Below are 13,099 nucleotides of genomic sequence, written 5' to 3'. Positions count from 1 at the left end.
AGATTTGCCATACTGTCGGCCGGGGGGATGGGGTAGGGAGACGAATATGCTACCGGATTTGCTGCTCTGCGTCGATGAGCCCCTGTTGACGGCAGCGTTCTCGGATGTTGCATCCAAGTGGTCGCCCGTGCTTCACATCCCCCTCATTTTGCCGGCAAACTGACCCCTGATCTGGAAGTATCAATAAGGCAAGAGTTCGGGACCGGAAACGCGGGAGCCTACATGTCGTCCTATTCTGAAGATCTGCGTTCTGCGGCGCTCGCGTATCATCGGCTGCCGCGGCCCGGTAAACTCGAGATCCAGGCGACCAAGCCGCTCGCCAACCAGCGCGACCTCGCGCTGGCCTATTCACCGGGCGTGGCGGCGGCCTGCACCGAGATCGCCAATAATCCGGCCGAAGCGGCGTCGCTGACTTCCCGCGCCAATCTCGTCGCCGTGGTCTCCAACGGTACCGCGGTCTTGGGGCTCGGCAATATCGGTCCCTTGGCGTCCAAGCCCGTGATGGAAGGCAAGGCGGTCCTGTTCAAGAAATTCGCCGGGATCGATGTGTTCGACATCGAGATCGCCGCCGACACTATCGAGCGCGTGGTCGAGACGGTAGCGGCGCTCGAGCCGACCTTCGGCGGCATCAATCTCGAGGACATCAAGGGACCGGAATGCTTTGAGATCGAGGCGCAGCTCAAGGAGCGCATGAAGATCCCGGTGTTCCACGACGACCAGCATGGCACGGCGATCATCGTAGGAGCCGCCATCGTTAATGGCTTGCTGTTGAACGGCAAGAAATTGCCCGAAGTGAAGATCGTCTGCTCCGGCGCTGGTGCTGCCGCGATCGCGTGCCTCAATCTGTTGGTATCGATGGGCGCACAGCGCAAGAACATCTGGGTCTGCGACATCGACGGCGTCGTGCATGAGGGGCGCAACACGCTGATGGACCGCTGGAAGGCGGTCTATGCGCAAAAAACGAGTGCGCGCGTGCTGGCTGACGTGATCGGCGGCGCGGATATTTTCTTAGGTTTGTCTGCGCCCAACGTGCTCACATCAGAGATGGTCAAGTCGATGGCTGACCAGCCGCTGGTGATGGCGCTGGCCAATCCGACCCCGGAAATCATGCCGGACGAAGCCAGGAAGGCGCGCCCCGACGCGATGATCTGCACCGGGCGTTCCGACTTTCCGAACCAGGTCAACAACGTCCTGTGCTTTCCGTTCATCTTCCGCGGCGCGCTCGACGTCGGCGCCACCGGGATCAACGAGGAAATGAAACATGCCGCCGTCGAAGCGATCGCGCAGCTCGCGCGCGATCCGCCGTCGGATGCGGTGGCGCAGGGTTTTGACAGTGGTGAGACGCAAGGCTTCGGCCCGGGCTCGCTGATCCCGAGCCCATTCGATCCGCGGCTGATCCTGCGCATCGCGCCGGCAGTGGCGAAGGCTGCGATGGAATCCGGCGTGGCGACACGCCCGATCACGAATTTCGAGGAATATACCGCGCTCTTGGAACGCTTCGCCTTCCGCTCCGGCCTCGTCATGAAGCCGGTGTTCGCCAAGGCCAAGACCCAGCCGGTTCGCGTGATCTATGCCGAGGGCGAGGACCAGCGCGTGCTGCGCGCGACGCAGGTCGTGCTGGAAGAGAAGCTGGCGCGGCCGATCCTGGTCGGGCGGCCTTCCGTGGTCGAAGCCAGGATCAAGCGGTTCGGCCTCTCGATCAAGGCCGGGCAGGATTTTGACCTCGTCAACCCGGAAGACGATCCGCGCTACCGCTCCTACGTGCAGACCTATATCGACGTGGCTGGAAGGCGCGGCGTCACGCCCGAGGCTGCGCGCACCGTGGTTCGCACCAACAACACCGTGATTGCCGCGCTCGCAGTGGTGCGCGGCGAGGCTGATGCCATGATCTGCGGCGTCGAAGGCCGCTATATGAGCCATCTGCGCCATGTCCGTGAAATCATCGGCTTCCTGCCCGGCGTCAGCGATTTCGCAGCGCTGGCGATGATGATCACCAGCAAGGGTTCCTATTTCATCGCAGATACCCAGGTGCGTCCGAATCCGAGCGCCGAGGAGCTGGCGGAGGTGGCGTCGCTAGCGGCAACCCATGTCCAGCGGTTCAACATGAAGCCACGCGTCGCCTTCGTGTCACATTCCGACTTCGGCAGTTATGATACGGATTCCTCGCGCAAGATGCGCCGTGCCACCGCGCTTCTGAAAGAAAAGCATCCGGAGCTCGAGGCCGACGGCGAGATGCAGGGCGATACCGCGCTCTCGGCCGCCGCGCGAAAACTCGTGCTGCCGCATTCGAACCTGGAAGGCGACGCTAACATCCTGATCATGCCGAACCTCGACACCGCCAACGTCGCCTACCAGATGATCAAGACGCTGGCGGATGCGCTTCCCGTTGGTCCGATCCTGATCGGCCCGGCACGCCCGGCGCACATCCTCACCCCGGGGGTGACGGCGCGCGGCGTCCTCAACATGACGGCGGTCGCCGCCGTCGAAGCCCAGGAGCGCGCCGGCCGCCAGCAGCCAACCTTGTTTGGGTAGATCCCGTTTCAGACTGAATCAAAATCGGGATGTAGCCTCTTGTTCTGACGTATTTTCTTCAAGCGAAGCGCCGCCTGTCCCGGATCAAACCCGGGGCAGGCTTGTGCTTCGAAAATGCGATGATCAAGAAAGCGCCTTGGTTCTGCTTCTATAGGAATGTCTGGTTGGGGCGCGCGCAGGCTCCTGCGCGGATGGTTTCGATTTGAGCGTTTGAAAAGCGGAGACGAAACGCCCATAATCGTTTCGCGCCGCCTGCTATCTTTTGCATGCCATTCAGTGAGGCCGATCCCATGCCAGCGTTAGTCACCTTCGGGCGAGTCCTGTTCGCCGTCCTTTTCATGTACACGGGAGCGACCAAGCTCTTCGCTATACAGCAGACGGCGGACTTTATCGCATCCAAGGTGACCATTCCCGCGATGCTTGCGCCCTATACGTCGCAGCTCGAGACCATGGCCGGCATGCCGATGCCGCAACTACTGGCGGTCGGCGTCGGCGGTTTCGAAATCCTCGCCGGCCTGATGATCGCGGTCAATTTCGGCGCGCGCTTCTTCGCGATCCTCTTGATCTTCTTCGTGCTCGCCACGACCTTCTACTTCCACGATTTCTGGAATCAGCCGGCGCCTGAGAATGCCAAGACGTTGATCGAGGCTCTGAAGAATCTGTCGATCATCGGCGCCCTGTTCATGATCGCGGGATACGGCAAGGGTCCGCGGCCGAACGAGCCGGCTTACGGGGACATCTAAGTCGCGGTCAGAAATTCCGGATCGCAACGCGCGGGCCATCGAGCGTCGCGGCCGCATTCGGCGGCGGCGCGACGTGCTCGATCTGTGCGGTACGCGCTGCCATCCTGCGCGCCTGCAGCCATTGCGGGAACCACATCGCGATCGCAGGGAAGGCCAGCACCAGGACCACGCAGACGCACTGGATAACCATGAAGTCGGCCATGCCCCGGTAGATCAGCCTCAGGTTCCATTCCTTGACGACCTGCTTGAGATAGTAGGCCGACATGGCGACCGGCGGAGAGAGGAAGGCGGTTTGCAGCACGACCGCGACGAGGCAACCGAACCAAACCATGTCGTAGCCGAGGCCCTTGGCCACCGGCGCCAGCATCGGTAGGAAGATGAACACGATGGCCGGCCATTCGAATGGCCAGCCGAGCAGGAATATCAGGCCCAGCAGCAGGGACATCGTGCCCCAGGCCGGCAACGGCGAGGCCAGCAAGGCATTGGTCATCCAGGTTGCGGTGCCGAGCCAGGAGAAGACTGAACCGAACACGTTGGAGGCTACCGCGAGGAGGAGCACCATGCTGGTCGTTGCAAGTGTGCCGTAGCAAGCATCCAGCAACCCGCGCCACGAGAACCGCCCGTAGGCAATGACGAGGACGATTGACCCCAGTGCGCCAAACGCTGCCGCCTCTGCGGCCGTTGTGATTCCGGCGAGGATGGCACCGAGCGTAAGGATCGTCAGTACTGCAATCGGCACAAGACCGACCAGACATTCCCATAGCACGATCCGCATCGAGTCGGGCCGGTCCTCGATCGGCACGGGCGGGCCGAGCTTCGGATTGAAGTGAGAGCGTATCAGGGTGTAGGCGATGAACATGGCGGACAGGAGGAAGCCCGGGCCGAAGGCGGCCGCATAAAGATCGATAATCGAGATATCCAGCACGGGCGCCATGACGACCAGCATCACCGACGGTGGGATCAGGATGCCGAGTGTGCCGCCGGCCGCAATTGCGCCGGCCGACATGCGCACGTCATAACCCGCCCGGATCATCATCGGCCCAGCCATGATGCCTAGGAGTGTAACCGTCGCGCCGACGGTTCCGGCGGCGATGCCGAACAGCGTCGCGGTGAGGATGACGACCACGTAGAGCGCGCCATTAATCGGTGCAAACAGGTCGCGGAACGCCTTGAATAGTCGCTCCATCAGTCCGGCCTGATCGCAGATGAACCCCATCAGAATGAACATCGGAACTGCGACGAGTTCGTCCTGCTTCATGAGGCCAATGGTCTGCAGGTAGGCGAGATTGAACACCCGCTCGCCCATGCCGACGTAGCCGAATATCAGCGCCAGAAACAGCAGCGTGAAGCTGATCGGAAGGCCGATGAAAATCGCTCCCAGCATCACCAGGAGCATGACAAGTCCGAGAAGTTCGACTCCCGTCATATCTCGATCTTTTCTCTGTGGACGAACTCGCGCCCGAACTGGATCTGGTACCAGCACTTCAGTACCTCGGACACGCCCTGGATCATGAGAAGAAGGGCTGCCAAGGGGATCGTGGCCCTGAAAGGCCACATGATCGCGCGCCAAACGCTTTCCTGCGATCGTTCGCCGGTGTCATAGGAGTGCAAGGCGTCGTCAATGCTGATCAGCATGAACGTGATCATGGCCGGATAGAAAAACAGCAGATAGGAGATCAGGTCGACGACGCCCTTTTTTCGCTCCGAGTAATTCTCCCAATAGATGTCGGTGCGAACGTGTGCGCCTTTCAACAGCGCATATGCGGCTCCGAGCATGAAGGCCGCACCATTGGCCATGAAGCTCGATTCATAAACCCAAACGGTCGGCGCGTTGAATCCGTAGCGCATGACGACCTCGTACGAGATCGTCACCATCAAAAACAGCATCGTTAGAGCGATGAGCTTGCCGGTCACATCGGTGAAGCCGTCGATCGCCCGAATGATCCCGTAAAAAGCGCGCGGGAATTCGCCGCCCGGATCGCCCGGCACCGAAGCACTGCTGGTGTCCGCCGACATGATCACTCCTATTTGGGCAGTGCGGTGCTGGCGTCCGGCAGTTGCGGACGCCAGCAGCTTCGCTACACGCGAAGCGAGATCACTTCTTGGTCAGGTAGATCTTGTTCTTCCAGTAATACTCGCCGGCAAAATTGTACGGCGGGAACCAGGAGAGCTTGAACGGCACGATCTGTTCGGCATAGGCCTTCTGGCTGTCGATCACCTTCTTGTAGAAGGGATTCTTTGCCGCGTGTTCGGCCTGGATCTTCTCCCACTCGTCGAGGAAGTTCTTCAGGACCTCGTCGGGTGTACGGTGCATCTGGACACCCATCTTGATCAGTTCCTGGCAAGCGTGCGCCGTCTCGCGATTGAACGCGAAATTGCGCGTGGTCGTGGCGTAGACGCTCGCCACCTTGATGATCTCCTGCAGGTCAGGCGTGAGCTTCTTCCAGACATCGCCGTTGATCATCAACTGGCCGCCGGTGACGGGCTCGTGCATGCCCGGCGTGTAGTAATGCTTGGCGACCTGATGCAGACCCAGCTTCTTGTCCTCCTCGCAGTTGATCCACTCGGCGCCCTCGATCACGCCGCGCTCCATGGCGGGCACGATCTCGCCGCCGGGAATGGTGACAACCGAGACACCGAGTCGCCCGTAGGTTTCCGCACCGATGCCGTAGATGCGGTACTTCAGGCCCTTGAGATCGGCCAGGCTGTTGATCTCCTTCTTGAACCAGCCCATTCCCTGCGGGTAATCGGTCGGGATCGGGAAGCCGACGACGTTCAGCTTGAGGACGTCGCGATAGAACTCGTCGAGCAGCTTCATGCCGCCGCCGTCATAGTACCAGGCCCAGTAGTCCGAGCCGTCCATGCCGTAGAGCGGACCGTGCGACATCGGTATGGTCGCGGTGTTGCGGCCGAGGATGTAGCCGAACGGTCCCATGCCGACATCGAGAACATTCTTGGAAGTGGCGTCGAATACCTCGAACGGCGGCACGATCGCTCCCGCCGGCAGCGTCTCGATCTTGAGGCGTCCGGCCGTCATCTTTTCGACGGTCTCGGCCCAAAGCTTGAAGATGAGATGGAAGTTCGAGGATGCAGGGTGGGTCGATTGACCCTTCAGCACTAACGGCTTTTCGGCGGTTTGGGCCTGAACTGGCCCGGTCAAAGCAGTGACGAACCCAAGAGTCACCGCTGCAAGCATAGTTGAAGCGCGCCTCAACATGTTGTGGTCCTCCCGATGATGATGTTTGCTTTTCTTTTTTCTTTTCAGGTTGGAACCGCGCCCGCGTGCTGTCAAGCGATCTCTGGCGGAGGCCGGGTTTGCGCGGGGCGAATTGGACGAAAGGGTTACGATCCAGTGGTAGACCTGACGCTTGGGTCGGCCCAGGGTCGGCTGGAGACGTGGCCCTGCGCGCTTGCTATGGACCTCCAATGCCTGGCCAAGGTTTAGCGAACATCGCGTCTTCGGAGCTCCTCCACGCAAAGGCGTGGGCCGAGGCATATGCGCTAATTGACCTCCAGCTTTCTCCCTTGGGGCTGAAGGCCATCGAAGCCCTGAGTCTCGGTATGGGAGACATTGTCGTCGATATCGGGTGCGGAGCAGGGCAGACCCTTATCCAGCTCGCTGAGCGGGTCGGAACTGAAGGGCAAGTGATCGGGGTGGACGTGGCCCCGTTGCTCCTTAAAATCGCCAAGCGGAGGACCGGGCCACTCAGCCAAGTGAGGTTGATCCAGGCAGACGCTCAGTCCTTGGAATTGCCGTCTGAGAGTGCGGACGCCGTGTTCTCTCGATTCGGTTGATGACCTTCGGCGATCCGGTCGCGGCTTTCGCCAACTTCCGTAGAATTCTGAAGCCGTCAGGTGCGCTGGCGTTTAGTTGTTGGCGTTCCCTCCAGGAGAACGAGCTGGATCACCTTCCGCTTTCGGCAGCGGGGCTCCAGTCGACCGTGGACGAGAGTCCGTTCAGTTTCGCTGATCCCGAACACATCCGCCGCACACTTGAGGCGGCTGGGTTCAGCGAGGTCATCATCCAATCGCATGATGAAAAGGTATCGAGCGGCGATCTCGATGCGATGACTTCGGTGCTTCTGAAAGTGGGGCCGCTCGGAAAGATCGTTCGCGAGAACCCCGCGCTGCGAGCGACGGCCGAGCCTCCATTGCGTGCGGCGCTAGCAGCCTTGGGCGACCCCTCCAGGGTGCAGCTCTTGGCGTCCGTCTGGATCGTGACTGCGCGAGCTGGACCAGCCCGGTAGCGGCTCTCAACATCCACCAAAGGTCGGGACCAACATTCCGCCTTGGTTGGATTTTCACCGCTACGCGCCGCGCCGCCACGGCGTGACGGTGACGTCATGCGCTGCATCAAGCATCTGAGGCTCGCCGGCGCGCAGCCCGTGCTCGGCGAGGATTTCCTGCGGCGAGCGGGCTGGGACTCCGGGGAAACAGGGTTCGCCTCCGGGTAGCCGGACGTGCGGCGCTAGCGAAAGCCAGAACACGTCGTAGCGGTCCATGAACATGCCGAACACGCCGGGGCCGCCGATTACGGCCACGGTGCCAGTATCCACGCCTGCATGATGGCAGGCGGCTTCGAACGAAGCGCCCGCGGGATTCCACAGCGTAGCTTTCGGATTGGACGGATCGGGCCCGATCGCGTCTATCTTTCGCGTCAGGATGACACGCTTGCGCCGCGGCGAATTCGGCTGGTCCTCGTAGGAATTGCGGCCGTGCAGGATCAGATCGGCGCGGTCGAGGGCGGCGGTGAAAAACGCCTTGTCGCCCTCGAACTTCAATTCCTCCGGCATGACGTTGCGCGCGTCCGCCAGCATGCCGTCCGCGGAGACGATGACATAGCCTTCGATGCGCAGCGCCGGCACGGGGCGTGTCGCGCCGCGTTATTCCGAGATCGTCTGCACGACGCTGGAAACCGGACGCGCACTCACGGTCGGCAGCTTCAGGTCCTTGACGATGTCCTCGTCGTATTGCGCAATCGTCTGCACCGGCGTCTTGGCGCGCATCGCGACCACCTTGTAGCCGCCGGCCTTCAGCTTCTGCAGAAGCTCGGGTAGGGCTTCGGCGGTGTGCTTCTGGAAGTCGTGCATCAGGATGATGCCCTTGCCGTTCTTCTCGACCTTGCGCATCACGGTGTCGATGATCGTCTGCGCCTTGCTCGCCTTGAAGTCGAAGGAATCGAGATCGCAGGAGAAAATCCCGATGTTGCGCTCGCCAAGATAGGTGACCATCTCCGGCGGGTGCTGCAGCGCGGGGAAGCGGAAGAACGGCGCCGGCGCCTTGCCGCCGAGCGCCCATTTCACGGCACTAAAACCCTTTTCGATTTCATCCTTGCGCTGCTGCTCGTTCAGCTTCTTGTTGACGAGGGCGGCATGCGACCAGGTGTGCGATCCGATCGAGTGGCCGGCCGCCATCACCTGCTTGAGGATTTCGGGATAGTAGGTGGCGTGCTTGCCGATCGGGAAGAAGATGCCGGTGGTGCATTCCTCCGCGAGTGTCTTCAGGACCGCAGGCGTATTCACCGGCCACGGGCCGTCGTCGAAGGTCAGCACCACCTCCTTGTCGCGAAGGAAGTCGAGCTCCTTGAAATGCTCGAAGCCGAAGCCGGGACCGCCGGTCGTGTCGATCTCGACGGTGCGGCCGATGCCGAGTGCGTTGGGATTGTTACAAGGAGGACGGGTGGGGGCGGGCGCCGCTGCAGGGATCGGTGCTGGAGCCGCCTGCGGAGCGGCTACGCCTTTGGCGGGTGGTGTCTGCGACCACGCTGCGCTCGATGCCAGCAGCGAAATCGCGCCAGCAAAAATCATCCCTGCCCGAATGCGCATCTTGCTTTCCTTGTTCGAATCCCGCTCCCGGGTCGCGGCTTTTGCCGTGGTCCGGTCTGCCTCCATCCGTTAACGGACGGTACCTTAGATGGAGGGGGCGCGCCAACGCAACGGCTGTCACGACCCCCAGCCGATTTGTCCTCGATCGGGTTAATTCAGGAGTCGGCGAGTGCCCGTGTGATGGCGGTCCTTACCCGTGAATCCACGGGGTCGACGGATTGCGGGAAGACGTCGGCGATGTGGCCGTCGCGGCCGATCAGGTATTTGTGGAAGTTCCAGCGTGGAACATCCTTCGGCCGCGCCTCTGCCGCCCATTTGTAAAACGGATGCGCGTTCGGTCCCTTGACGACGGCCTTCGCGGCGATCGGAAAGGTGACGTGATGGCTCTGTGCCGTCGCGGTGATTTCGATCGCGCCGCCCGGCTCCTGGGCGCCGAAATCGTTGGAGGGAACGCCGACGATCATCAGCCCGCGGCCACCGAACTCCGTCCACAATTCCTGCAGGCCGCCATATTGCGGGGTGAAGCCGCAGAGCGAAGCGGTGTTGACGATCAGGATCGGCCGGCCGGCAAATTCGGAAAGCCTGATGTCGCCGCCGGCCAATCCCGGAAACGAAAACGCGTAAGCCGTGATCCGGCTCATGCCGGCCTGCGCCAGGGATTGCCTGCTCGAGGCCATGCCTGCGACCGCGGCCAACGCCGCGGTCATCACGCTCCTGCGGTCCATCATGAAAAGCCTCGGGCTGCGTCCAACCGCACCAAGCATAGCGCAAGGCGCAAGCATTCGCCCCTCAACAAGCCGTTATGGCTGGACCATGCGCAGCGGGACGATGAAGTCGGTGCCTTCGCCGGTTTCGCCGCCCGTGTTGATGCCGTGATCGGACACCACGATCGAGCTGCCGGTGGTCAGCATCTCGGCGATCCGCGCAATCACCTCGGGAGCGACGGCGATGCGGTCCAGCGCCTCCGCCGGACTGCTTGCCGCCGGCAGCAGCTTTACCTCGCTGGGCGCTGCGCCGGCCATCCTGCCGCGCTGGGCGGCACGATCGGTGCTCTCGATTCGCGCAGCGTTGCGGGCCGCAACCGGCAGCGAGACCACCGACCAGCGCAACACGTTGGGGTCGTTCTTGTCGGCCGCGACGGTAAAGACGTGCGTGCCCAGCGGCCGGTCGCTCGGCGCAATCGTCACCGGCAAATCGAACTGCGGCTTGAAATTCTCGCGGACGTACAGCTTGGAGTCCTTGCGGCTGACGAACACCGCGATCTGGCCGGGACGCCTGGGTGGCTCGGCCCTGGCGGCCTTCTCCGCACCGGGCAGACGTGCGGTATCCTTCTTAACCTCAGGCGCAACAACCGACGCAGCCGGTGTATCAGCGACCGCCTTGACGGGCTCGGCAGGCTTGTCGGCGTTTTTGGTCTGTTCGAGCTTCGGCGCCTCAACTTTGGCTGGCTCCACATTGGCAATCGCTGCGGTCGTGGGCTCGCCAGATGCCGAGATAGCTGGCTCGGATTTAGGCGCGTCCGCCTTTGCCTCCGCGATCGACGTATCGCTGAAAGGCTGGACCTTGGCTGCAGACGGCGTTGCGTCGGACATGGTCGCGACGGCGCTCGTCGGCAGCGCGCTGCCGGCATCCGCCGTGTGGGTCCGTTCGCGCAACGGCGCAGCGTGGCCGACGGTCGATCGGAGTTCGAGACTTGGCTCCGCATGGCCTGCGTCCGCGCCCTTGTCGCCCTTCACCGCGGGCGCATCGCTCGCGGGATCGTCTGCGATGAGCGGCGGCGGGACGACTTTCTGCGTCACCAGCAACGGGTGCGAGAAACTGGCAGGCGTGATCTGGCCGGGCGTGATGATGACGCGCGCCCCCATCCGGGTCCAGTTCCACATCTTTATGGCAAAGGTCGTCGGCATGCGAATGCAGCCGTGCGACGCCGGATAGCCGGGCAACACGCCGGCATGCAGCGCGATGCCCGACCAGGTGATGCGCTGCATGTAAGGCATCGGCGCGCCGCTGTAGATGTTGGAGCGGTGCATCTTGTGCTTCTGGATGATGCTGAACACGCCCATCGGGGTCGAATGACCCTTCATGCCTGTCGACACCGGGCTTTCAGCGAACAGCCCATTGGCGTCGTAGACGCGGACCTTCTGCTGCTCGATCGAGACCGCGATGATCAGCGGCCCCTGCGGCTTGGCGTTGGTTTCCTTGATGGCGGCTTCGGTCTTGGCTGACGGCCGGCGCACCTTCGGCTTGCGCGGCTGCACCGTCGGTATCGGCCGGTAATAATAGCCGGGGTCGGAATCCTGCCAGTAGAACATGGCGGCGGCATCGGCCTGGGAAGCGGCGGCGACGGTGCCGGCCGCGGTCAACATCGCAATCTGCCAAAATCGCCGTTTCGAAATCGTCGCGCCCGCAATACTCGCACTGAAAGCTCGATGCCCGCTCACGCGCATAATCCTCAAATCCAGATACTCGACTGTACCGTCCTGCTAATCGGTTGGTTGTCGCAGAGGCGAAAAGCGTTCACCAGCATAGGCCTTCTAATTGCAGCGCTTTTTCGCCCCAATCGTAGCAAAAAAGCCTCACATTCCGTTAAACGGCGCCTGCTCAATCAGACGCCATCCATAAGGCAGTACTGCGGCCTTCCAAATCCTCCGGCAGTCTTCCTGTGCGGCCTTCCGCCACTACATAGACGCTGAGCCCTTCAGCGGAGATATCAATGACATCCAAGGCCATCGTTAAGTGTGACAGGAAGTGGAGAAGTCTGGCCTTGGTGGTGCTCGCGCTGACATTTTGGCAGGCAGGTCCGGCGTCGGCCGCGGACGAGCCCGACCTGATCTTTCGCCGCTCGACCGTCTTCAAATGGCTGAGCCCCAACGACAAGCTCGCCACCTACGCCCTCGACGATCCCGAGGTCGAGGGGGTGGCCTGTCACTTCACGGTGCCGGAAAAGGGCGGCTTCAAGGGCTGGCTCGGACTTGCCGAGGAGGTCTCGGATATTTCGCTTGCGTGCCGCCAGATCGGCCCGATCAAGTTCAAGCATAGACTGGAGCAGGGCGACGACATGTTCCGGCAGCGCCGCTCGCTGTTCTTCAAGAAGATGCAGATTGTTCGCGGCTGCGACGCCAAGCGCAACGTGCTGGTCTACATGGTCTATTCGGACAAACTGATCGAAGGTTCACCCAAAAACTCCACTTCCTCAGTGCCGATCATGCCTTGGGGCGCCACTGAGGCCGCGGTTCAGAAATGCGGTGAATTCATCCAGTAAGTCCGAGACCGGCCGGGATCCGAGATTCAAGATCGGATCTGGGATGAGGGCTTCGGGCTTACCGCTTGAGCGGATTGGGATATTGGCGGGCCTCCAGGCCGGGTCCGACCTTGCGGTCGCGGCAGCCGACCAGATGCACGAATTTCTGCGGCGCAGAGACATTGCCGCGAAATTCGCCGCCTTGTTGCGACATCGCGCCACAAAGGCTCACAGGATGCTCTGAGGCTTTTCCTTGGCGCTCTGTCTTCAGGGAAGGATTGATCCGCCCTTCGGAGCCGTTACTTCCAGACAAACTTTCAAGCACCGGCTGGCCGGGTTTGCGGGTCGGGGTTGCACGGTTGCCATTGCCCACGACTGCTGTCCTTTATTGAGGAAGGGTCACAACGCACAGGCACACGGAAAGTTGCGTGGCGTTCGATTGAGTCGACCGGATCGAAGCTTCGGTTCATCCCAGTCTGCCAGTAAGCGAGTCGGTTCTCGTTCGTTGGGCGAGGGCCAAGACGGCCCCCAAATGGCCAGCTTGCGGAGTTCAGCCTGAGCATTTCAAGTACGAGCGCCCGGGCTGAATTCATTGGGCTTTTCGCGCTATTGTTTCGTCCGACAGGGCCGACGAAACAATTCTCCTGCGCGACGAAACCATTTTTCGTTTTGGCGCAGATGTCTGGAAACAGCCGACAGTTATCAGGTGGCCAACGAGACGGCGGGCACCGCCGGCCACTGACAAGCGGAGACAGTCA

Annotated in this window: 13 protein-coding genes; 5 read left to right on the top strand and 8 right to left on the bottom strand. The window is 61.8% G+C overall.

Translation table 11 applies throughout. The features are described from left to right. Positions 1 to 222: 222 nt before the first annotated feature. Together RX328_RS27795 and RX328_RS27790 are read left to right on the top strand one after the other, a co-directional pair. A complete protein-coding gene (locus RX328_RS27795; RefSeq protein ID WP_213247646.1) occupies positions 223 to 2,532 on the top strand; it encodes an NADP-dependent malic enzyme in 2,310 nt (769 codons plus the stop codon). Between the two features lie 290 nt (positions 2,533 to 2,822). Next, a complete protein-coding gene (locus RX328_RS27790) occupies positions 2,823 to 3,275 on the top strand; it encodes a DoxX family protein (protein WP_213247644.1) in 453 nt (150 codons plus the stop codon). Between the two features lie 7 nt (positions 3,276 to 3,282). Here the strand turns inward: RX328_RS27790 and RX328_RS27785 are convergent, their stop codons facing one another. From RX328_RS27785 to RX328_RS27775, 3 genes are all read right to left on the bottom strand, one after another. Further along, entirely contained in the window at positions 3,283 to 4,701 is a 1,419-nt protein-coding gene (locus tag RX328_RS27785) for a TRAP transporter large permease subunit (protein WP_213247642.1), read from the bottom strand. Next, a complete protein-coding gene (locus RX328_RS27780) occupies positions 4,698 to 5,291 on the bottom strand; it encodes a TRAP transporter small permease subunit (RefSeq protein ID WP_213247640.1) in 594 nt (197 codons plus the stop codon). Before RX328_RS27780 ends, RX328_RS27785 begins: the two co-directional genes overlap by 4 nt. 79 nt (positions 5,292 to 5,370) lie before the next feature. Beyond that, positions 5,371 to 6,492, bottom strand: coding sequence for a TRAP transporter substrate-binding protein (locus tag RX328_RS27775; protein WP_317258515.1), 1,122 nt, complete (start codon positions 6,490 to 6,492; stop codon positions 5,371 to 5,373). 209 nt (positions 6,493 to 6,701) lie between these two features. Here RX328_RS27775 and RX328_RS27770 point away from each other — a divergent pair, with 209 nt between their 5' ends. Together RX328_RS27770 and RX328_RS27765 are read left to right on the top strand one after the other, a co-directional pair. After that, complete coding sequence (locus RX328_RS27770; RefSeq protein WP_312017951.1) at positions 6,702 to 7,070, top strand: methyltransferase domain-containing protein; 369 nt, start codon at positions 6,702 to 6,704, stop codon at positions 7,068 to 7,070. After that, positions 7,070 to 7,522, top strand: a complete 453-nt coding sequence (locus tag RX328_RS27765) for a methyltransferase (RefSeq protein ID WP_249726090.1) — start codon at positions 7,070 to 7,072, stop codon at positions 7,520 to 7,522. The genes RX328_RS27770 and RX328_RS27765 overlap by 1 nt, the downstream gene beginning before the upstream one ends. A 60-nt stretch (positions 7,523 to 7,582) precedes the next feature. On the opposite strand, the gene RX328_RS27760 is transcribed toward RX328_RS27765, so the two are convergent. The 4 genes from RX328_RS27760 to RX328_RS27745 form a co-directional block, all read right to left on the bottom strand. Continuing rightward, entirely contained in the window at positions 7,583 to 8,092 is a 510-nt protein-coding gene (locus RX328_RS27760) for a dihydrofolate reductase (RefSeq protein WP_213247797.1), read from the bottom strand. A 66-nt stretch (positions 8,093 to 8,158) separates the two neighbouring features. Continuing rightward, positions 8,159 to 9,100, bottom strand: coding sequence for a polysaccharide deacetylase family protein (locus tag RX328_RS27755; protein WP_213247637.1), 942 nt, complete (start codon positions 9,098 to 9,100; stop codon positions 8,159 to 8,161). 155 nt (positions 9,101 to 9,255) lie between these two features. Beyond that, on the bottom strand, positions 9,256 to 9,828 hold the full coding sequence (locus RX328_RS27750) for a glutathione peroxidase (RefSeq protein WP_213247636.1): 573 nt from the start codon (positions 9,826 to 9,828) through the stop codon (positions 9,256 to 9,258). A gap of 72 nt (positions 9,829 to 9,900) precedes the next feature. Then, entirely contained in the window at positions 9,901 to 11,466 is a 1,566-nt protein-coding gene (locus RX328_RS27745) for a L,D-transpeptidase family protein (RefSeq protein ID WP_249726089.1), read from the bottom strand. A gap of 347 nt (positions 11,467 to 11,813) precedes the next feature. Between RX328_RS27745 and RX328_RS27740 the strand changes: the two genes are divergently transcribed. Further along, positions 11,814 to 12,362, top strand: coding sequence for a CreA family protein (locus tag RX328_RS27740; RefSeq protein ID WP_213247634.1), 549 nt, complete (start codon positions 11,814 to 11,816; stop codon positions 12,360 to 12,362). Between the two features lie 58 nt (positions 12,363 to 12,420). Here the strand turns inward: RX328_RS27740 and RX328_RS27735 are convergent, their stop codons facing one another. Then, the gene (locus RX328_RS27735; RefSeq protein ID WP_213247633.1) at positions 12,421 to 12,714 is read right to left on the bottom strand and encodes a hypothetical protein; all 294 of its coding nucleotides are present in this window, start codon (positions 12,712 to 12,714) and stop codon (positions 12,421 to 12,423) included. Positions 12,715 to 13,099: the final 385 nt, after the last annotated feature.

It is taken from the genome of Bradyrhizobium sp. sBnM-33 (assembly GCF_032917945.1).
GTDB lineage: Bacteria > Pseudomonadota > Alphaproteobacteria > Rhizobiales > Xanthobacteraceae > Bradyrhizobium.
The sequence above is the reverse complement of the archived record's forward strand: the minus strand, read 5'-3'. Positions and strand labels throughout refer to the sequence as shown.